The organism is Streptomyces sp. NPDC088706 (assembly GCF_044752765.1).
Taxonomy (GTDB): Bacteria; Actinomycetota; Actinomycetes; order Streptomycetales; family Streptomycetaceae; genus Streptomyces.
Genome location: NZ_JBIVLW010000009.1, coordinates 25120 through 45318 on the forward strand (window position 1 = coordinate 25120; position 20199 = coordinate 45318).

The 20199-nt window shown below is 71.8% G+C and carries 17 protein-coding genes; 7 read left to right on the forward strand and 10 right to left on the reverse strand.

Annotated elements, in window-relative coordinates:
* Positions 1-96: 96 nt before the first annotated feature.
* Together ACIQAK_RS20995 and ACIQAK_RS21000 are read left to right on the forward strand one after the other, a co-directional pair.
* Positions 97-852, forward strand: coding sequence for an SDR family oxidoreductase (locus ACIQAK_RS20995; protein WP_366390079.1), 756 nt, complete (start codon positions 97-99; stop codon positions 850-852).
* Positions 853-991: 139 nt separating this feature from the next.
* The gene (locus ACIQAK_RS21000; RefSeq protein WP_366390078.1) at positions 992-1822 is read left to right on the forward strand and encodes an aldo/keto reductase; all 831 of its coding nucleotides are present in this window, start codon (positions 992-994) and stop codon (positions 1820-1822) included.
* A 73-nt stretch (positions 1823-1895) separates the two neighbouring features.
* On the opposite strand, the gene alc is transcribed toward ACIQAK_RS21000, so the two are convergent.
* On the reverse strand, positions 1896-3017 hold the full coding sequence (gene alc, locus ACIQAK_RS21005; protein WP_366390077.1) for an allantoicase: 1122 nt from the start codon (positions 3015-3017) through the stop codon (positions 1896-1898).
* A gap of 25 nt (positions 3018-3042) precedes the next feature.
* Positions 3043-4386 (reverse strand): allantoinase AllB, encoded by a 1344-nt coding sequence (gene allB, locus ACIQAK_RS21010; RefSeq protein ID WP_366390076.1) that lies wholly within the window; start codon positions 4384-4386, stop codon positions 3043-3045.
* A gap of 361 nt (positions 4387-4747) precedes the next feature.
* Here allB and ACIQAK_RS21015 point away from each other — a divergent pair, with 361 nt between their 5' ends.
* Positions 4748-5548, forward strand: a complete 801-nt coding sequence (locus ACIQAK_RS21015) for an IclR family transcriptional regulator (protein ID WP_366390075.1) — start codon at positions 4748-4750, stop codon at positions 5546-5548.
* A gap of 69 nt (positions 5549-5617) precedes the next feature.
* Here ACIQAK_RS21015 and ACIQAK_RS21020 read toward each other — a convergent pair whose 3' ends face one another.
* Positions 5618-5920, reverse strand: coding sequence for a DUF5955 family protein (locus ACIQAK_RS21020; protein ID WP_366390134.1), 303 nt, complete (start codon positions 5918-5920; stop codon positions 5618-5620).
* Between the two features lie 203 nt (positions 5921-6123).
* Between ACIQAK_RS21020 and ACIQAK_RS21025 the strand changes: the two genes are divergently transcribed.
* From ACIQAK_RS21025 to ACIQAK_RS21040, 4 genes are all read left to right on the forward strand, one after another.
* Positions 6124-6729 (forward strand): nucleotidyltransferase family protein, encoded by a 606-nt coding sequence (locus ACIQAK_RS21025; RefSeq protein WP_366390074.1) that lies wholly within the window; start codon positions 6124-6126, stop codon positions 6727-6729.
* Between the two features lie 247 nt (positions 6730-6976).
* The gene (gene aceB / locus ACIQAK_RS21030) at positions 6977-8596 is read left to right on the forward strand and encodes a malate synthase A (protein ID WP_366390073.1); all 1620 of its coding nucleotides are present in this window, start codon (positions 6977-6979) and stop codon (positions 8594-8596) included.
* 139 nt (positions 8597-8735) lie between these two features.
* On the forward strand, positions 8736-9605 hold the full coding sequence (locus ACIQAK_RS21035; RefSeq protein ID WP_366390072.1) for an alpha/beta hydrolase: 870 nt from the start codon (positions 8736-8738) through the stop codon (positions 9603-9605).
* Between the two features lie 235 nt (positions 9606-9840).
* The gene (locus tag ACIQAK_RS21040; RefSeq protein WP_366390071.1) at positions 9841-12009 is read left to right on the forward strand and encodes a discoidin domain-containing protein; all 2169 of its coding nucleotides are present in this window, start codon (positions 9841-9843) and stop codon (positions 12007-12009) included.
* 61 nt (positions 12010-12070) lie between these two features.
* Here ACIQAK_RS21040 and ACIQAK_RS21045 read toward each other — a convergent pair whose 3' ends face one another.
* The 7 genes from ACIQAK_RS21045 to pucL all read right to left on the reverse strand — a co-directional run bounded on the left by ACIQAK_RS21045 (position 12071) and on the right by pucL (position 20194).
* Positions 12071-12226 (reverse strand): hypothetical protein, encoded by a 156-nt coding sequence (locus tag ACIQAK_RS21045; RefSeq protein ID WP_366390070.1) that lies wholly within the window; start codon positions 12224-12226, stop codon positions 12071-12073.
* Between the two features lie 76 nt (positions 12227-12302).
* Positions 12303-13298: a fibronectin type III domain-containing protein gene (locus ACIQAK_RS21050; protein WP_366390069.1), complete on the reverse strand. Its 996-nt coding sequence runs from the start codon at positions 13296-13298 to the stop codon at positions 12303-12305.
* A 424-nt stretch (positions 13299-13722) separates the two neighbouring features.
* Complete coding sequence (locus ACIQAK_RS21055) at positions 13723-14406, reverse strand: alpha/beta hydrolase (protein ID WP_366390068.1); 684 nt, start codon at positions 14404-14406, stop codon at positions 13723-13725.
* Between the two features lie 129 nt (positions 14407-14535).
* Positions 14536-15873, reverse strand: a complete 1338-nt coding sequence (locus ACIQAK_RS21060; protein ID WP_366390133.1) for a nucleobase:cation symporter-2 family protein — start codon at positions 15871-15873, stop codon at positions 14536-14538.
* 497 nt (positions 15874-16370) lie between these two features.
* Positions 16371-17759 (reverse strand): 8-oxoguanine deaminase, encoded by a 1389-nt coding sequence (locus tag ACIQAK_RS21065; RefSeq protein WP_366390067.1) that lies wholly within the window; start codon positions 17757-17759, stop codon positions 16371-16373.
* Positions 17760-17804: 45 nt separating this feature from the next.
* Complete coding sequence (locus ACIQAK_RS21070; RefSeq protein WP_366390066.1) at positions 17805-19193, reverse strand: nucleobase:cation symporter-2 family protein; 1389 nt, start codon at positions 19191-19193, stop codon at positions 17805-17807.
* Positions 19194-19261: 68 nt separating this feature from the next.
* Complete coding sequence (gene pucL / locus ACIQAK_RS21075; protein ID WP_366390065.1) at positions 19262-20194, reverse strand: factor-independent urate hydroxylase; 933 nt, start codon at positions 20192-20194, stop codon at positions 19262-19264.
* Between the last annotated feature and the right edge of the window lie 5 nt (positions 20195-20199).

A 20199-nucleotide genomic window follows, 5' to 3' on the forward strand; every position in this document is an offset into this window, starting at 1 on the left:
CCCCGTCCGATTCCCGCCGGTGTCCGGGCCGCCGGGCGACTTTGCTGGTTCCTGTCGCCGGATCGGCGGCGCTCCCCGACGGCGAGGAACCCCACCATGTCCAGCACCACCATCACCACCCCCGCCCCCCGGGCCGCTCTGGTCACCGGAGGCAGCCGCGGCATCGGCGCGGCCATCGCCCTGCGGCTCGCCGAGGCGGGCGCGGACGTCGCCATCACCTACGTCCAGGACGCGGAGGCCGCCCGCGCGGTCGTGGCGAAGATCAAGGGGACGGGCCGGCGCGGGGTCGCCCTGCGCAGCGACGCGGCGGACGCCGGGGCCGCCGCCGATGCGGTGCACGGCGCGGCGGACGCGCTCGGCCGGCTCGATGTCCTGGTCAACAACGCGGGCATCGGGGTACTCGGTCCGATAGCGGAGTTGCCGGACACCGAGGTCGAGCGGGTCCTGGCGGTGAACGTGCGGGCGGTCTTCCTCGCCTGCCGGGCGGCGGCGGACCGGCTGGCCGACGGCGGCCGCATCATCTCGGTCGGCACCGCGCTGAGCCGCTACACGGGAGGGACCGGGTCGACGCTCTACACGATGAGCAAGTCCGCCCTCGCCGGGCTGACCAAGCCGCTCGCCCGGGAGCTGGGGCCGCGCGGCATCACGGTGAACCTGGTCCAGCCGGGCCCGGTGGACACCGACCTCAACCCGGCGGGCGGGCCGTTCGCCGAGGGGCAGCGGGCGGCCACCGCGCTGGGCCGCTTCGGTACGGCGGACGAGGTGGCCTCCCTCGTGACGTACCTGGCTGGCGCGGAGGCGGGCTTCATCACCGGCACGGAGGTCGTCGTGGACGGCGGTCACGCGGCCTGAGCCCGCCGCCTTCCTCCCGGACCCGCGATCCCCGTGATTGCGCCGAGCTGCCCCGTCCCGGTCACCCGCCTACGCTGGCCCGGACGGGGCAGGACGTGACGTGACGCGACAAGGGGCTACGGAAAGGTCGGGACCGACCATGGGCGACACACCGGTTCGCACGCTCAACGACGGCACCTCCCTGTCGGCGGTGGGCCTCGGCACCTACCCGCTGGACGACGCGGAGGCGGAGGAGGCCGTCGCGGGAGCCCTGGAGCTCGGTTACCGGCTCGTCGACACCGCGCTGAACTACGGCAACGAGTCCGGCACCGGCCGGGGTATCGCCCGCAGCGGTGTCCCGCGTGAGGAGGTCCGCCTCACCACGAAGGTGCCGGGGCGGCAGCACGGGTACGAGCAGACGCTGGCCTCGTTCGAGGAGTCGCGGGCCCGGCTGGGCGTCGAGTACGTCGACCTCTATCTGATCCACTGGCCACTCCCCCATGTCGACAAGTACGTCGACACCTGGAAGGCCATGATCAGGCTCCGCGCGGACGGTCTCGTCCGCTCCATCGGCGTCTCCAACTTCACCGCCGCCCATCTGGAGCGGCTGGAGCGGGAGACGGGCGTGCTGCCGTCGGTGAACCAGATCGAGATGCACCCGCTGCTCCCTCAGGAGGAGTTGCGGGCGGTGCACGCGGCGAAGGGCATCGTCACGGAGGCCTGGAGCCCGCTGGCCCGGGGCCGTGAGGTGCTGGAGGACCCCTCGACGGTCGCCATCGCCGAGGATCACGGGGTGACGCCGGGGCAGGTGGTGCTCCGGTGGCACACCCAGGTCGGCGCGGTACCGATCCCGAAGTCGGCGGACCCGGGGCGGCAGCGGGAGAACCTGGACCTGTTCGGGTTCGAGCTGACGGCGCAGGAGCTGACCACGATCGCGTCGGGGCGGCAGCGGCGCTTCGGCGGCGACCCGGACACGCACGAGGAGTTCTGAGGCGCGCTGGACGGTCCGGCGAGCCACCGTGATCCCCCTGCGATCGCGGTGGCGCCGGTCCGGTCGCGTGCGGTCAGCCGCCCAGCTCCCGGTGCCGGGCCGCCAGCGCGTCCGCGCCGCCCTCGGTGAGGGACCCGTACAGCCGGAGCCGGGAGATCCCGCCGTCCGGGAAGATGTCGATCCGTACGTGGGTGGCGCGCACCGGCCCGTCCAGGACGAAGCGGTGGTCGGTGTCGGGCTGGAGCCGGGTCCGGGGCAGGAGCTCCGACCAGTCACCGTCCTCGCCGTCCCGTACCGAAAGGCTCGCCCAGCCCGCCGAGTTGCCCTTGAGGTAGGCGGTGTCGATCTCGACGGCCCGGATCTCGGACCGCGCGGCCAGGCGGTAGCGGATCCAGTCGTTGCCCCGGTCGCGCCGGCGACGGGTCTCCCAGCCGTCGTCCATCGTGCGCGAGCGGCCGGGCTGGATGGTGTTGGTGGCCGGGGAGTAGAAGCGGTCGGAGGCGTCCTCGACCTGGCCGCCGTTCTCCAGCGCGGCGAGGTCGAACGTCCCCAGCGCGGTGAGCCACGCGGGGTCCGGGGCGACCTCTCCGTACACGCGCAGCCGGGCGATCCCGCCGTCCGGGTGCTGGTTGATCCGCAGGTGGGTGAAGCGCTGCTCGGCGTCGACGGCGAACCCGTTGGCCGCGTGGCCGCCGACCGGTGTGCGCGGGACGAGCGTCGTCCACTTCACGTCGGGGGCGAGCAGGTCCTCGGGGGACGGGGAGCCGGGCAGCGAGACCGCGTCGACAGAGACGGCCTGCGGGTAGTTGCCGCGGAAGTGGGCGGTGTCCAGGACGACGCCCCGGATGACACCGGGGGCGCCGAGGCGGACGAGGGCCCAGTCGTGGTCGTCGGGGTTGGGGTGCGGTTCGGCGGCGCCGGCCCCGCGGCGGCGGCGGGTCTCCCAGCCGTCCATGATCTTGCCCTTGTGGCCGAAGTGCTCCGGGTCGAAGACGGCCGGCCCGGGCTTCAGCAGGTTCTCACGCTCGGCGAAGAACTCGTCGTTGGCGGCGACGACCCCGGCCCCGAGGCGGCGGTCGGCCAGGTCGACGAGGTGGGCGAAGGGAAAGTCGGCCGTGCGGTGGTCGGCGTACGGGTCGCCGCCCGCGTACGGGCGGGCGTCACCGGTGAAACGGGGTATCGCGGCGTCCGTCATGGTCAGGGGTTCCTTTCAGGAACGGTCAGTGGTCGCGTTCGAGGAGGCGGCCGGTGGGCTCGGCCAGGACGCCGTCGGTGACGATGCGGACACCGCGCAGCCAGCTGGAGCGGACCACGCCGTGCAGGGTCTTCCCGGCGTAGGCGGTGACCTGGTTGCGGTGGTGGAGCTCGGCGGGGTCGACGGTGAAGGCCGCTTCGGGGGCGAGGACCGCGAAGTCGGCGTCGCGTCCGGCCTCGATGGCACCCTTCCGGCTCAGTCCGGCGAGCTCGGCGGGGGCGGTGGACATCCAGCGGGCCACGTCGTCCAGGGAGTGGCCGCGCCTGCGGGCCTCGGTCCAGATGGCGGGCAGACCGAGCTGGAGGGAGGAGATCCCGCCCCAGGCGGAGGCGAAGTCCGGGGTCTTCAGGTCCGTGGTGCAGGGCGAGTGGTCGGAGACGACGCAGTCGATCGTGCCGTCGGCCAGCCCGGCCCACAGGGCGTCCTGGTTGGCGGCCTCGCGGATCGGCGGGCAGCACTTGAACTCCGTCGCCCCGTCCGGGACCTCCTCGGCGGTGAGGGTGAGGAAGTGCGGACAGGACTCGACGGTGACGCGGACGCCCTCACGCTTGGCTGCGGCGATCAGCGGCAGGGCGTCGCTGGAGGACAGGTGCAGGACGTGGACCCGGGCGTTCAGCCGTTCGGCGTGGGCGATGAGCCCCTCGATCGCGGTGTTCTCGGCGTCGCGCGGGCGGGAGGCGAGGAAGTCGGCGTAGGCGGGGCCGGGGCGCTGCGGGGCCTCGGCGAGGTGGTGCGGATCCTCGGCGTGGACGATGAGCAGCCCGCCGAACCCGGCGATCTCCGCCAGGGAGCGGGCCAGCTGCTCCTGGTCCAGCTCGGGGAACTCCTCCACCCCGGAGGGCGACAGGAAGCACTTGAAGCCGAAGACCCCGGCCTCGTACAGCGGGCGCAGATCCTTCACGTTGGAGGGGATCGCACCGCCCCAGAAGCCCGTGTCGACGTGTGCCTTGGGGGCGGCGACCTGCTGCTTGATCCGCAGGTGCTCGACGGTGGTGGTCGGCGGGAGGGAGTTGAGCGGCATGTCCAGGAGCGTGGTGATGCCGCCGGCCGCCGCCGCGCGGGTGGCGGTCCAGAAGCCCTCCCACTCGGTGCGGCCGGGGTCGTTCACATGGACATGGGTGTCGACCAGGCCGGGGAGCAGGGCGTCGTCGCCGAAGTCCTCCAGGCGGGCGCCGGCGGGCACCTCGGCGTCGTACGGCAGGACCGCGTCGATGGTGCCGCCCGCGACGGCGACCGTCGCGGGGCGGGTGCCCTCGGGGGTGACGACGCGCGTCGAGCGCAGTACCAGGTTCACATCCGGACCGGACACCCGTGCTCCTTCACTCCAGAAATGATCACGACAGGAATTCAACGAACTGTTGAAGCCTTCGAAGGAGTCTTCACTCGGGAATCGCCCTCGTCAAGACCCCACTTTCCCCTGCGGTGAGTCGGCGGGCCCGCTCCGCGATCCGGCGGGGGCCGACTAGAAATTTCCACAAAGTAGAAGTCGTATTTCGGAGTGCGGAACGTAGCATGGGCCAGAAGAGACCGCACCGCACCGCCGCACCGACCGTCGGCACCCGGACAAAACAGCCCCTGACCGGCACGGAAGCCGACCGGAGGGCGGTGGGCCGATCGGCGGGCGCCCGGTAGGCTGCTGCCTTGCCTTCCGCTTCGAAAGGACCGTTGACGTGCCGCCGTCCCACGCCAGCACAGCCGACTCCAAGCCCACCGGTGCCAGCGGCGGGGTGCAGTCCCTTGAGCGCGCCTTCGACCTGCTGGAGCGGATGGCCGACGCCGGGGGCGAGGTCGGGCTGAGTGAGCTGTCCGCGAGCAGCGGCCTGCCCCTGCCGACCATCCACCGGCTGATGCGCACCCTCGTCGTCTGCGGTTACGTGCGCCAGCAGCCCAACCGCCGCTACGCGCTGGGCCCCCGGCTGATCCGCCTGGGCGAGTCCGCCGCCCGGCTGCTGGGCACCTGGGCCCGCCCCTACCTCCAGCGGCTGGTGGAGGAGACCGGCGAGACGGCGAACATGGCGCTGCTGGACGGCGACGAGATCGTGTACGTCGCCCAGGTGCCCTCCAAGCACTCCATGCGGATGTTCACCGAGGTGGGCCGCCGGGTCCTGCCGCACTCCACCGGTGTGGGCAAGGCGCTGCTCGCCGACACCCCGGCCGACGAGGTCCGCGCGCTGCTCGCCCGTACCGGCATGCCGGCCGCGACCGAGAAGACGATCACCACGCCCGAGGGCTTCCTCGACGCCCTGGAGCAGGTGCGCCGGGCGGGGTACGCGGTGGACGACAACGAGCAGGAGATCGGGGTCCGCTGCCTGGCGGTATCCGTACCGAACTCCCCCACCTCGGCCGCCATCTCCATCTCGGGCCCGGCGGGCCGGGTGACGGAGAGCGCGACCGAGCGGATCGTGCCGATCCTCCAGCAGGTCGCGGGGGAGCTGTCGGACGCGCTGGCGAGCAACGGGACGGGCGGCTGACCCGCCGAGGGGGCCGGCCGGCGCGGACGCGGTCAGCCGTCCGTCGTCCGCGACCGCGGCGCGCAGGCCTCACCCGCGCGGGGGCTCGCCGAAGAGATCCACCGCGTTGCGTACGTCGCGCAGCGCCGCCGCGAGGGCGCTGACCGAACCGATCGACCCCGCGATCAGCAGCAGCGAGCTGCGCATGCGGGGGATCTCCGGGACCCCGCCGACCGCCATGGCATCGAGTGCCGCGAGCTCATCCTCGGCGATGGGCCGGTCCGGGAATTCGAAGGAGAGCGAGGCCAGTTCGCGGCGGAGCCGGGAGACGGCCATGCGCAGCTCCGCCACCCTCGGGTCCTCGCCACTGCCGGTGACCCGCTTCTGCCCCACGCTTCGCAACACAGCACTCCCCCTCGCACGTCCTGGTGCCGGTGTGACCCCCGCGCCGCCGGACTGTGGCCAAGTACCGGGGCGCGTCCGCAAGTTAACGCCATGACAGGCTGTGTGCGCCACTCCACGGACAGAAATCAGGGTGACCCCTGAGAGTGACATGCGTGTCGCGTGTGCGAACGGCTCGGTGGTATCCAGGGCTCATGGCTTCTCATGCGAAGAATCCCAAGGTGGCGGGGGTGCTGCTCGCCGCGGGCGGCGGCCGGCGGCTCGGCGGCCGCCCCAAGGCCCTGCTGGAGCACCGCGGCCGCCCCTTGGTCGAGCACGCCCTGCGGGCGCTGCGCAACGGCGGCTGCGGCCCGCTCCATGTGGTGCTGGGCGCGGCCGCCGGCGAGGTGCGGGCCCGCGCCGACCTGACGGGCTCAGTGGTGACCGTCAATCCGGGGTGGGAGGAGGGCATGGGCTCCTCGCTCCGGCTGGGCCTGGCCGCCCTGTCCGCCACGGACGCGGACGCGGCGCTGGTCCTGCTGGTGGACCAGCCGGGGATCGGCGCGGAGGCGGTGGCGCGGGTGCGTGTCGCGTACCGGTCGCGGACGAGCCTGGTGGCCGCCGCGTACGACGGGGAGCGCGGCCATCCGGTGCTGTTCGGGGCGGACCGGTGGGCGGACGTCGCGGCGGGGGCGGTGGGCGACCAGGGGGCCCGGGCGTATCTGCGGGAGCACCGCGAGGGGATCACGCTGGTGGAGTGTTCGGACGTGGCGCAGGCGTACGACATCGACACCGCGCAGGACCTGAGCCATTTGGAGTGAGTCCGCCAACCCTCCGTTGCCGCCCTGGCACGCTGCGCCGCCGCGGAGCGATATCTGTCGACCCGGAGAATCTCGACATCAACAAACGATTGAACTTCCACCATGAGGAAACTACTATCCACTGGTCAGAAGCCCTCTGAACCTCAGACGGCACCCACGGCCGTATCTCGGAGCCATGGCACGCCGTGCCGTCTCAGGCGACCCGGCGGCCATGGGACGCCGCCGCCCGCTGAAGGAGTGACAGCTCATGTCCGCACCAGCGCCGTCCACGCTGGCCATCGTCGATGCCGAGCCCCTGCCCCGGCAGGATGAGGTCCTGACCGACGCGGCCCTCGCGTTCGTGGCCGAGCTGCACCGGCAGTTCACGCCGCGCCGCAATGAGCTGCTCGCCCGGCGCACCGAGCGCCGCGCCGAGATCGCCCGTACCTCTACGCTGGACTTCCTGCCCGAGACGGCGGCGGTCCGCGCGGACGACTCCTGGAAGGTCGCACCGGCCCCGGCCGCCCTCAACGACCGCCGGGTGGAGATCACCGGTCCGACCGACCGCAAGATGACGATCAACGCGCTGAACTCGGGCGCCCGCATCTGGCTCGCCGACTTCGAGGACGCCTCCGCTCCCACCTGGGAGAACGTGATCCTCGGCCAGCTCAATCTGACCGACGCCTACGAGCGGCGCATCGACTTCACCGACCCGGGGACGGGCAAGTCGTACGCGCTCAAGCCCGCCGACGAGCTCGCCACCGTCGTCACCCGCCCGCGCGGCTGGCACCTGGACGAGCGCCACCTCCAGCTGGACGGCACCCCGGTGCCCGGCGCGCTGGTCGACTTCGGCCTCTACTTCTTCCACAACGCCCAGCGCCTCATCGACCTCGGCAAGGGTCCGTACTTCTACCTGCCGAAGACGGAGTCCCACCTGGAGGCCCGCCTCTGGAACGACATCTTCGTCTTCGCCCAGGACTACGCCGGCATCCCGCGGGGCACGGTCCGCGCGACGGTCCTGATCGAGACGATCACCGCCGCGTACGAGATGGAGGAGATCCTCTACGAGCTGCGCGACCACGCCTCCGGCCTGAACGCGGGCCGCTGGGACTACCTCTTCTCCATCGTCAAGAACTTCCGGGACGGCGGCGCCAAGTTCGTCCTGCCGGACCGCAACGCGGTGACGATGACCGCCCCGTTCATGCGGGCGTACACCGAACTCCTGGTCCGCACCTGCCACAAGCGCGGCGCGCACGCGATCGGCGGCATGGCGGCCTTCATCCCCTCGCGCCGGGACGCCGAGGTCAACAAGGTGGCTTTCGAGAAGGTCAAGGCCGACAAGGACCGCGAGGCGCACGACGGCTTCGACGGCTCCTGGGTCGCCCACCCCGACCTGGTCCCGATCGCCCTGGCCTCCTTCGACGCGGTCCTCGGCGAGAAGCCGAACCAGAAGGACCGGCTGCGCGAGGACGTCTCGGTGGCGGCGGGCGACCTGATCGCCATCGACACCCTCGACGCCAAGCCCACGTACGAGGGCCTGCGCAACGCCGTCGCGGTCGGCATCCGCTACATCGAGGCCTGGCTGCGGGGCCTGGGCGCGGTGGCCATCTTCAACCTGATGGAGGACGCGGCCACCGCCGAGATCTCCCGCTCCCAGATCTGGCAGTGGATCAACGCGGACGTGGTCTTCGACAACGGCGAGCACGCCACCGCGGACCTCGCCCGCGAGGTCGCCGCCGAGGAACTGGCCGCGATCCGCGAGGAGGTCGGCGAGGAGACCTTCACCGCGGGCAAGTGGCAGCAGGCCCACGACCTCCTGCTCCAGGTCTCCCTGGACCAGGACTACGCGGACTTCCTGACCCTGCCGGCGTACGAGCAGCTGCGCTGACCCCTCGCCCCTACGGACCACCGCCCCCGGCACCGCACAACGCCGGGGGCGGTGGCGTGCGCGGGCCCTCGCGCGGAACCCGTACGGCCGGTGCGCGGCCGGCCGATGAGTTCTCGGGCCGGGGCCGGTCCGCACAGGTATGAACACTCACACACTGGAGACAGCCGGCGCGGACCTCGTGCACGATGTGCGCGGGCCGCTGCCGACCGCTGACGGGCGCCCGCCGCTGCTCATGATCGGGCAGCCCATGGACGCCACCGGGTTCGCCGCGCTCGCGGCGCGCTTCCCGGAGCGGACCGTGGTCACGTATGACCCGCGCGGGCTCGGGCGCAGCACCCGCAAGGACGGGCGGACCGACCACACGCCCGAAACCCAGGCCGACGATGTGCACGCCCTCATCGGCGCTCTGGGGGCCGGGCCGGTCGAGATGTTCGCCAGCAGTGGCGGCGCGGTCACCGCGCTCGCGGTCGTGGCGAGGTATCCCGACGACGTGACCGTCCTGGTCGCTCACGAGCCACCGCTCATCACGCTCACCCCGGACGGTCCGGCCGCCGTGCGCGCCCGGGCCGGTGTCCGGGAGGCGTACGAGCGGCGGGGGTGGGGGGCCGGGATGGCCGCGTTCGTGGTCATGACCTCGTGGGAGGGCGAGTTCACCGAGGCGTACTTCGCGCAGCCCGATGCCGACCCCGCCGCGTTCGGGATGCCCACCGAGGACGACGGTTCGCGTGACGATCCGCTGCTGTCCGACCGTTCCTGGGCGATCAGCGACCACCGGCCGGACGCCGACGCGATCGCCGCGGCCGCGACCCGGGTGGTGATCGCCGTGGGTGAGGAGTCCCGGGACGTGCAGACCGGGCGCACCTCCGCCGCGGCCGCCGAACTGCTCGGACAGCGGGTGACCGTGTTCCCGAGCCATCACGCCGGCTTCGTGGACGGGGAGTTCGGCTATCCGGGGAAGCCCGACGAGTTCGCGCAGCGGCTGCGTGAGGTGCTCGACGGCGCCGCGTAGCCGTCGGTCCGGGGTGCCCTGCCGCGCGGACGGCAGGGCACCCCTCGTCGGGCGGGGGAGCCCCCCCGTCGGGCGTCGGAGCTGTCGCCCGGTCAAAAACAGGTGGTGTCCGGCTCGTTGACAGCCGGGTACCCACCGGCCACCCTCCTGGGAGAGCGCTCTCCCCTGCTCGACCGGAGAGCGCTCTCCATGTCGGCCCCGGGCCTCAGGCCCGCCCCTTCCGCCAGGAGAGAATGTGCACGGACCCAGTACAGCCATACCCGCCGCCCGTCGGCCGGGCGCGTTGTTGATCATTCTGCTCGCCGTCCTCGCCACGTCCCTGGTGGTGCTGGCGCCGCCGCCGGCCCGGGCGGCGGAGGCCCTGCTCTCGCAGGGCCGGCCGGCCACCGCCTCGTCCCAGGAGGGCGGGGCGTTCGGCGCCCCGGCCGCCGTGGACGGCAACCTCACGGGGACCCGCTGGGCCAGCGAGTGGCGCGATCCGCAGTGGCTCCAGGTGGACCTGGGCGAGCGGGCGGACCTCAGCCGTGCCGTGCTGACCTGGGAGTCGGCGTACGCCGCCCGGTACGAGATCCAGGCCTCCGACAACGGGACCGACTGGCGCACCCTCAGGTCGGTGACGGCGGGCGACGGCGGCACCGACGACCTGGCGCTGTCCGGCGCCGGCCGGTACGTCAGGATGCTCGGCACCGCGCGCGCCGGCGGCTACGGGTACTCACTCTGGGAGTTCCAGGTGTACGGCAGCCGGGGCACGCCTCCGCCCACCGGCGGCGCGGTCCGCGTCACCGGGAGCCAGGGCAACTGGCAGCTGACGGTGGGCGGACAGCCGTACCAGGTCAAGGGGCTCACCTGGGGCCCGTCCGTGGCCGACGCCGCCCGCCATCTGCCGGACCTGAGGTCCATGGGCGTCAACACCATCCGCACCTGGGGGACGGACGGCTCCAGCAAGCAGCTGCTGGACCAGGCCGCCGCCCACGGGATCCGGGTCGTCAGCGGCTTCTGGCTCCAGCCGGGCGGCGGTCCGGGCAGTGGCGGCTGCGTGGACTACCTGACCGACGAGGCGTACAAGTCGTCCTCGCTCACCGAGTTCGCCAGGTGGGTCGAGGCCTACCAGGACCACCCCGGCGTCCTCATGTGGAACGTCGGCAACGAGTCCGTCCTCGGCCTGCAGAACTGCTACGGCGGCGACGAGCTGGAGAGGCAGCGCAACGCCTACACCTCCTTCGTCAACGACGTCGCCAGGAGGATCCACGCGATCGACCCGAACCATCCGGTCACCTCGACCGACGCCTGGACCGGCGCCTGGCCCTACTACCGGCGCAACGCCCCGGACCTCGACCTGTACTCGATGAACTCCTACGGCGACATCTGCGGGGTGCGCGAGGACTGGGAGTCGGGCGGCTACACCAAGCCCTACATCATCACCGAGGGCGGCCCGGCCGGCGAGTGGGAGGTTCCCGACGACGCCAACGGCGTACCGGACGAGCCCACCGACGTACAGAAGGCGGACGGGTACACCGCCGCGTGGAACTGCGTCACCGGGCACCGGGGCGTGGCCCTGGGCGCGACCCTCTTCCACTACGGCGTCGAGCACGACTTCGGCGGCGTGTGGTTCAACCTGGTCCCGGACGGCAAGAAGCGCCTCTCCTACTACGCCGTCAAGAAGGCCTACGCCGGTTCCGTCGCGGGTGACAACACGCCGCCGGTCATCAGCGGCATGACCGTGCAGGGGGCCGGTGCGGCACCGGCCGGCCGGGAGTTCACGATCGGCGCCCAGATCCGCGACCCGGACGGCGACCCGCTCACGTACAAGGTGTTCCTCAGCGGCAACTACGCCACCGGGGACAAGGCGCTGGTGGAGGCGCGGTGGCGGGCCACGGGCGACGGCACCTTCGCGGTGACCGCTCCGGAGCGGCTCGGCGTGTGGAAGGTCTACATCGAGGCCGAGGACGGCCGGGGCAACGTCGGCATCGAGACCAGGTCGGTCAAGGTCGTCGCGCCGCCCGTCGCCGGTACCAACCTGGCGCTGGGCCGTCCCACCACCGCCACCTCCGCGCAGGCGGGGAGCTCGGGCTGCCCCTGCACCCCGGCCATGGCCACCGACGGCCGGCTCGACACGCGCTGGGCCAGCGACTGGAGCGACCCGCAGTCGATCCAGGTGGACCTCGGCGAGCGGAAGTCTCTCCGCCACCTCCAGCTGGTGTGGGACCCGGCCTTCGCCCGGGCGTACGAGGTCCAGGTCTCCGACAACGGCACCGACTGGCGGACCGTGCACACCACGACCACCGGCAACGGTGACGTGGACGGCATCGACGTCACCGCGACCGCGCGCCATGTGCGGCTGCGGCTCACCCAGCGCGGCACGGGCTGGGGGTACTCCCTCTGGGAGTTCGGCCTCTACGGCTGACGTCGTACGGTGCCGCCGGGTGCGCGACCCCGGCGGCACCGGGCCAAGCCGTGGCGGCCGTTCACGTCCACCCCGCCCCCAGTGCCAGGAATCCGCGGATCAGGGCGGCCAGGATCGCCGGCAGCGGCCGGACGGAGCGGAGGTGGGTGTCGTCGCCGGTCCGTGCCGGTCCCACCCCGCCGATGGTGACCGCCGTCGCCGGGACCCGGAGGCTCACCCGGCCGCCGTACGCCGGCGCAGCGGATGCGCCGGCGACATGACTCGATGCGACGACGTGGCTCGGTGCTCCGTGCTCAGTCGGCCAGGACGATCGTGGGCTGGGCCGAGAAGTCACCCCACGTACCGTCCGGGAGCTTGGCCCTGAGCTTCACCGAGTAGCGCGTGCCGGCCGGTTCCGCGAGGTTCAGCCGGTAGGCGGCCCGCCCCTTCGGAGGCGTACCGCCCCAGACGATGGTGGTGGTCAGCTTGCCGTTCAGATAGAGCTGGTAGGCGGGGATCACACCGCCCGTGTCGGGCTGGTCCCAGGACAGGTCGACGGTGAACTCGGCGCCCTCCTTGCCGGTCTCGGTGCGCAGCCCGGTGGGGGCCGTGCTCGCGGGGGCGCCGGGAGCGGACTCGGTGGTGAGGTCGAGCGCCTTGCTGTCGGCCGAGGACTTGTCGGAGGCGTCCCGGGCCCGGACGGTGAAGGTGTAGACGGTTCCGGGGCGCAGACCCGTGAGCTTCGCCGTCGTCCCGGTGGCCGCGACGCTGTGGATCCGGGAACCCTCCTGGTAGATGTCGTACGAGGTGACGCCGACGTCGTCCGTCGACCTGGTCCAGGAGAGGGTGGCAGCGCGGCTTCCCTCGGCGGCGCCCGTCAGCCTCGCCGGAACGGTGGGGGGCGCGTCGTCCTCGGGCGGGGTGGCCTGGGTGGTGACGGGGACGGCCCTGCTGGGGGCGGAGAGGTTTCCGGCCGCGTCCTTGGAGCGGACGGTGAAGGTGTAGTCGGTCGAGGCCGCGAGCCCGTCGACGTCGATCATGTGCTTGGCCGCCGGAACGCTCTTGACCTTGGCCTTCCCGCGGTAGACGTCATAACCGGCGACCGCCTTGTTGTCGGCGGCCGCCTCCCACATGACGTGCACCGACGTGGAGCTGCTCGCCTGCGCGGTCACGCCCTTGGGGGTGCCGGGGGGCTGCGAGTCGGTTTCCGCGGTACCGCCGCAGGCGGTGAGGAGGGGGGCGAGGAGCAGGGCGGCGGAACAGGCCGACGCGGCAGATATGTGGGGGCGTCGCACAGTGGTGCCTTCCATCCGGACAGCAATGGTCCAGACCTGTATGCCATGGTGTGGGGGTTGCCGACAAGAGGACGGTGCGGAACCTTCCGCTATGCGGGGGTGTGCGCCGCGTCCTGGTGCGGTGTGTGCGCCGCGTCCTGGGGTGGGGGGGCTGAGGGCGCGCGGTCCGCCGCACGGTTCCGTTCCGGTGCTCCTGCCACCGGAAAGCGCGCCCTTCCACGGCGGACCGGGCTCACCTACGATTCGGACCGTCACAGGAAGAGACCACGGGAGCGCCGCCACGACCGTTCTCAGGACGTACGCACGCCTCCGGACCGATGACCTCGACCAGGCGCTGCCGCTGCTGGAGGAGCTCACCGGCGAGCCGCCCCGTCTGCGGCCGGCGTTCCATGAGGCCGCCCTCGCCGCCCTCGGCAACTTCCTGCTCTCCACCGGCGCCTCAGCTGGTGAAGAACTCCGTGATGTGCGCGGCCACCTGGTCGGCCCGGGTCTCGTGCATCCGGTGGCCGCCGGGGACGGTGATCAGCCGGCAGTCCGGGATCAGGGAGGCCATGTCCGCCTGGCGCTCCTGCGGCATGCGGCTCTCCGGGCCGCCGGTGATGATCATCGTGGGGGCGACGATCTCGCCGAGCCCCTCGGCCGCGTCCGGACCGGGGTCGGCGAGCTGGTCCCGTACGGCGGGCACCGCGTTCTCGTCGTAGTCCACCGGGCCCTCGGGGCGCCCGGCCGGGCCCGGGTCGCCGGGGAACGGGGCCGGGGTCTCCACCAGCACCAGCCGCTCCACCCGGTCGGAGTGTTCGTGGGCCAGCAGCCGGGCGACCACGCCGCCCATGCCGTGGCCGACGAGCCCCACCCGGTTCAGCTCCAGCTCGTCGAGGAAGCCCACGACGTCCTCGGCCATCAGCTCCAGGTCGTACTCCTCGGGCCAGTCGCTCTCGCCGTGGCCGCGCAGGTCCAGAGCGAAGACCCGCCACTCCTGGCCCAGCAGGGGACCGGCCGCCTCCCAGTCCGCGGCACTGCCGCCGAGGCCGTGCAGCAGCACGACGGGCGAGCCGAACGGATCGCCCCAGGTCCGGTAGGCGAGGCGCACGTCGCCGACATCCACAACTGACTGATCTTCCATGCCCCTGACGCTACAGCCGCCGAGCGGCCGTCCGCTCGGGGCGGCGACCGGAGGGGTACCCGAACGCGTTCCTCGACGGCGGAAGCCCCGTGCCGGGCACGGGGCTTCACCGGGCTGCGAGCGGGTCCCTCAGTGGACGCCCACCCCCGCTGCCGCCGGGACCACGTGTTCGCCGTTCGCCGGCTCCTCGTCCGCCGCGTCCGGCTTGCGGCCGACGTGGTTGAAGGCGAGGTTCAGCACGATGGCCACCACACAACCGGTGGAGATGCCCGAGTCGAGGACGACCAGCAGGTCCTCGGGGAAGGCGTGGTAGAACTGCGGCGCCGCGATCGGGATCAGGCCGATGCCGACGGCCGCCGCCACGATCAGCGCGTTCTCGCCCTTCTCCAGGGCGGCGGTGGCCAGGGTCTGGATACCGCTGGCCGCGACCGTGCCGAACAGGACGATGCCCGCGCCGCCGAGCACCGGCAGCGGTACCAGGGCGATGACCGAGGCGGCGACCGGGACCAGGCCCAGCACGATCAGGATCACCCCGCCCGCCGCCACGACGAAGCGGCTGCGGATCTTCGTCATGGCGACCAGGCCGACGTTCTGGGCGAAGGCGCTGCACATGAACCCGTTGAAGACCGGGCTGATGGCGCTGCCCAGGGTGTCGGCGCGCAGGCCGCCCTCGATGATCCTCTCGTCCGCCGGGCGGCCGACGATCTTGCCGAGGGCCAGCATGTCCGCCGTGGACTCGGTCATGCAGACCAGCATCACGATGCACATGGAGATGATCGCGGCGATCTCGAACTGCGGAGCGCCGAAGGCGAACGGGGTCGGGAAGCCGACCACGTCGGCGTTCTTGACGGCGCCGAAGTCGGTGATTCCGGCCGGGATGGCGATCAGGGTGCCGATCACCAGGCCGAGGAGGATCGCGATCTGCTGGAGGAAGCCGCGCAGCAGTTTGCGCAGGGTCAGCACGATCACCAGGGTCACGGCGGCCATGGTGATGTTGGTCATCGAACCGTAGTCGTCCGCCGTCGCGTTGCCGCCCTGCGACCAGTTGAAGGCGACCGGGAGCAGCGAGACACCGATCAGGGTGATCACGGTGCCGGTGACGACCGGCGGGAAGAAGCGGACCAGTTTGCAGAAGTAGGGGGCGAGGACGAAGCCGAGGAGGCTGGCGACGATGATCGCCCCGCATATCACGGCTATCCCGTCGTGCCCCCGGTCCTTGCCGATGGCGATCATCGGTGCCACCCCGGCGAACGAGACGCCGTTGACGAAGGGCAGCCGGGCGCCGACGCGCCAGAAGCCGATGGTCTGGAGCAGGGTGGCGATGCCCGCGGTGAAGAGGCTCGCCCCCATCAGGAAGGCGGTCTCCTTGGCGGTGAGGCCGACGGCCGGCCCCACGATGAGCGGCGGGGCCACGACGCCCGCGTACATGGCGGCCACGTGCTGGAGGCCGCTGGTGAACATCTTCAGGGGCGGGAGGGTCTCGTCGACCGGATGTTTCCGGCCGTCTGCTGCTTCTGCTGCTTCTGCTGCTTCTGCTGCTTCTGCTGCTTCTGCTGCTTCTGCTGCTGTGACGGCGTCATCCGTCGCGTCGGGGGCGGCTGCATCTGCGTCTTTGCGAAACCTGGGCTCAGCGGCCACGGCGGTTCCTCCGGTCGGTTACACGTCTTCGGCGACGTGGGGTTCAGGGAGGTGGTGCGTAAGTGGTGCGGTGTGCGTGCGGCTCTCTCAGGTGGTGCAGGTCGTGCAGAGGGGGGTGCGGGGGGGGTGCGCGCCCGGTGGGGCGTGCGGGCAGCGTTCTTCACCGGTCCGGCGGCGCCCACCATCGGGTGCGCGTCCGCCGGACCGGCTGCCGCGGACCCCGCTCGGGTCCACGGCGGCCGGTCTCGGGCCGTCCCCCTCGACCGGCCGGTCGGGGTTACCGCCGGGGATCGGTGACTGCCCGGCGGTTCGGGGACACCGCCGGGTCAGGCTCCGGCGGCGATCTGCGCGAGGCGGCGGGCCTCGTCGCGGGTGACGCGGGCGATGGCGTCCTCGTCCACCGTGGTGAGGTGGTTGCCCTCGACGACCGGCTTGCCGTCGACGAGGGAGAGGGTCACCGGGGCGGCCGCGCCGAAGATGAGCGCGGTCACCGGGTCGGCGATCGAGGAGTGGGCCAGGGTGTCCAGCTTCCACAGGACGAGGTCGGCGAGCTTGCCTGCCTCCAGGGAGCCGATCTGGTCGGCGCGGCCCAGCACCTGGGCTCCGCCGTAGGTCCCGAGGCGCAGGGCCTGGCGGGCGTCGAGAGCGGCCTCGCGGTGGGCGCCGAGGCGGTTGATGAGGAGGGCGTTGCGCAGCTCGGTGTGGAGTTCGCCGGACTCGTTGGAGGCGGTGCCGTCCACACCGAGGCCGACCGGGACTCCGGCCGCGAGCATGTCGGGGACGCGGGCGATCCCCGCCGCGAGGCGGGCGTTGGAGGACGGGCAGTGGGCGACGCCCGTTCCGGTACGGGCGAAGGCGGCGATGTCGGAGTCGTTCATATGGACGCAGTGGGCCATCCACACGTCGTCGCCGAGCCAGCCGGTCGACTCGAAGTACGCGGTCGGGCCCATCCCGAACAGCTCCTTGCAGAACTGCTCCTCCTCGACGGTCTCGGAGCCGTGGGTGTGCAGCCGCACACCCTTGCGGCGGGCCAACTCCGCACCCTGGCGCATCAGTTCGGTGGAGACCGAGAACGGCGAGCAGGGTGCGACGGCCACCTGGGTCATGGCGTCGAAGGAGGCGTCGTGGTGGACGTCGACGGTGGCCTCGGTGGCGGCGAGCGCGCCTTCGAGGGTCTCGACGGCGAAGTCCGGGGGCAGGCCGCCGTCCTTCTCGCTGCGGTCCATGGAGCCCCGGGCCAGGGTGAACCGTACGCCCATCTCGCGGGCGGCCCCGATGATGGCGCCGGACAGGTCTCCGGAGCCCTTGGGGAAGACGTAGTGGTGGTCCATGGCGGTGGTGACGCCGCCTCGGGCCATCATGGCGAGCGAGCCCTGCGCTGCGGCGCGGGCCATCGGCTCGTCGATGCGCGCCCAGGTCGGGTAGAGGGCGACCAGCCAGTCGAAGAGGTTGTGGTCGGTGGCCAGGCCCCGGGTGATCCACTGGTAGAAGTGGTGGTGGGTGTTGACCAGGCCGGGCGTCGCGAGGTGCCCGGTGGCGTCGATGCGCCGGACGACCCCGGCCAGGCCCTCCGGCGCCTTGCCGGCGCCGACGGACTCGATGCGGTTGCCCGCCACGACGATGTACCCGGATGCGTACTCCGTGTCGTGGGCGTCGACGGTGGCGATCGAACAGTTCTCGATGATGATGCGCTGAGGGTCTGCCGAAGCTGCCATGGTGCTTCCTTCTTCTTTCTGTGGCGATGCGGGCACGGCAGGACCCTAGGAGGATTTGAGTGCCACAGCGGTGCGGCTGTGGGTGCCGAGATGGTGGAAGAACAGGTTGAGCACGACCGCGACCAGTGCTCCCGCGCTGATCCCGGAGCCGAGGACGGTCTGCGCCCAGGCCGGGAATCCGGCGTAGAAGGTGGGCGTGGCGAGCGGGATGATCCCCGCGCCGAGCGCGACGGCGACCAGGATGATGTTGGAGCTGTCGTCCAGCCCGGCCTCGGAGAGCGTACGGATGCCGCTGACCGCGATGGAGCCGAAGAGGACGATCCCGGCGCCGCCGAGGACGGGCATCGGGACGAGGGAGACGACCGCGCCGAGCACCGGGAAGGCGCCGAGGACCAGCAGGGCGCCGCCCGCCGCCGCGACGACGTACCGGCTGCGTACCCGGGTCAGCGAGACGACGCCGACGTTCTGCGCGAAGGCGCTGGTGGGGAAGCCGCCGAAGACCGGGCCGAGCAGGGTGGCGATGCCGTCCGTACGGAGACCTCGCGTGATCGTACGGCCGTCGGTGCGGCGGTCGCAGATCTCGCCGAGGGCCAGCATGCCGGCCGAGGACTCCGTCATCAGGACGAGCATGACGATGCAGAGGGAGAGGATCGCGGCCGGGTGGAACTCCGGTGCGCCGAAGGCGAAAGGGGTCGGCAGCGCGGCGAGCGGTGCGGACTTCAGCGCGGAGAAGTCGGCGAGCCCGAACGGGATCGCCGCCAGCGTACCGACGAACATGCCGACCAGCAGGGCCACTTGCTTGAGGAAGCCACGGCCGAAGCGCTGGATGAGCAGGATGACGACGAGCGTGAAGGCGGCCAGCGCCAGGTACTTCATCGCGCCGAAGTCGGCGGCGGTGGCGTCGCCACCCTGCGCCCAGGCGACCGGAACGGGCATGAGCGTGACGCCGATGAGGGTGATGACGACACCGGTGACGAGCGGCGGGAAAAAGCGCAGCAGCCGGCCGAAGAACGGCCCGACCGTCAGGCAGAAGACGCCCGCGACGAGCACCGCTCCGTAGATCTCGGGGAGTTGGTGGCCGGGCGCGCTGGTCTCGGCGATGGCGAGCATCGGGGCGATTCCGGCGGAGGAGGCCGCGTTGACGAACGGCAGCCGGTTGCCGGCGAACGCGCCGAGGCCGATCGTCTGCACGATGGTGGCGAGTCCGGCGATCAGGAGGCTCGCCGCGATGAGCCGGGTCATCCCGGCGGTGTCCAGGCCGACGGCCTGGCCGATGATCAGCGGAGGGGTGACGACGCCCGCGTACATGGCGGCGATGTGCTGGAGAGCCGCAGGACCGAGCCGCGCGGGAGGGAGCTTCTCGTCGCACGGGTGGACTGCCGTGCCGGTAAAGGGTTTCGGGGCTTCGGCCGACCCCGTTGCAGGCTGTGCCATGGGTGTTTCCTCCGGGATGACCGGCCCCCGCCCGACTGCGGGCGGACGGGGGCGGGTTCAGTGCCGCGTCAGAGGTTGGTCATGTCGACCGGGATCTTCGGCTCGACGCCGTCCCGGAGCACGGTGGCCTCGATCAGACCGTAGGGGCGGTCCGCCGCGAAGTAGACAGCCCCGTCGGCGGTATCGTTCTTCAGTCCGAACGGTTCGAGGTCCACCAGGAAGTGGTGGTTGTTCGGCAGCGAGAAGCGGATCTCGTCGATCTCGCTGCGGCTGTTGATGATCCGCGAACCCATCTGGTACAGGGTCTGCTGGAGAGAGAGCGAGTACGTCTCGGCGAAGGCCTGGAGCATGTGCTTGCGCGCCTGCTCGTAGGACTTCTCCCAGTTCGGCATGCGCTGCTCGTCGCTGGTCCAGTTGTAGCGCCAGCGCGCGGAGACGTCGGTCGCCAGGATGCGGTCGTACGCCTCCTTCAGCGTCGTGTACTTGTCCTTGACGTAGCCCCAGAACTCGGAGTTGGTCGAGTTCATCACGGTGAGGTCCTTGAGCCCCGAGATGACCTCCCAGTTCTCACCGTCGTAGGTGATCTGGGAGACGCGGGTCTCCATGCCCTTGCGGGCGAAGGAGTGCTTGACCTCGTCGGCGCCGATGAACTTGGAGTTGCCGTCGGAGGTCGCGATGCGCTCCCAGGCGTACTCCTCGATCCGGATGCGGGCGCGGTGGATCGGCTCCTGCGAGGAGACGAAGTGCCGGGCGAGGTGGATGCCGAACTGCTCGGCGGACTCGATCCCGTGCTCCTTGGCGAACGCGAACACCGTGTTCTTGGTGGTGTCGGTCGGCAGGACGTTGGCGTTGGAGCCGGAGTAGTGCACGTCGTCCATGTCACCGGAGAGGGCGACCGAGACGTTCAGGTCCTTGATGTGGTGGGTGTCGCCGTCCCGCGTGATCTTTACGACGCGGTTCTCTGCTTTGCCGTACTGGTTCTGGCCGAGAATCGTGGGCATGTCGG

Bases quoted from the DNA above. Each gene is read 5' to 3' on its own strand.
- ACIQAK_RS20995 (WP_366390079.1), top strand. From the start codon at position 97: ATGTCCAGCACCACCATCACCACCCCCGCCCCCCGGGCCGCTCTGGTC.
- ACIQAK_RS21000 (WP_366390078.1), top strand. From the start codon at position 992: ATGGGCGACACACCGGTTCGCACGCTCAACGACGGCACCTCCCTGTCG.
- alc (WP_366390077.1), bottom strand. From the start codon at position 3,017: ATGACGGACGCCGCGATACCCCGTTTCACCGGTGACGCCCGCCCGTAC.
- ACIQAK_RS21025 (WP_366390074.1), top strand. From the start codon at position 6,124: ATGGCTTCTCATGCGAAGAATCCCAAGGTGGCGGGGGTGCTGCTCGCC.
- aceB (WP_366390073.1), top strand. From the start codon at position 6,977: ATGTCCGCACCAGCGCCGTCCACGCTGGCCATCGTCGATGCCGAGCCC.
- ACIQAK_RS21035 (WP_366390072.1), top strand. From the start codon at position 8,736: ATGAACACTCACACACTGGAGACAGCCGGCGCGGACCTCGTGCACGAT.
- ACIQAK_RS21050 (WP_366390069.1), bottom strand. From the start codon at position 13,298: ATGGAAGGCACCACTGTGCGACGCCCCCACATATCTGCCGCGTCGGCC.
- ACIQAK_RS21055 (WP_366390068.1), bottom strand. From the start codon at position 14,406: ATGGAAGATCAGTCAGTTGTGGATGTCGGCGACGTGCGCCTCGCCTAC.
- ACIQAK_RS21065 (WP_366390067.1), bottom strand. From the start codon at position 17,759: ATGGCAGCTTCGGCAGACCCTCAGCGCATCATCATCGAGAACTGTTCG.
- ACIQAK_RS21070 (WP_366390066.1), bottom strand. From the start codon at position 19,193: ATGGCACAGCCTGCAACGGGGTCGGCCGAAGCCCCGAAACCCTTTACC.
- pucL (WP_366390065.1), bottom strand. From the start codon at position 20,194: ATGCCCACGATTCTCGGCCAGAACCAGTACGGCAAAGCAGAGAACCGC.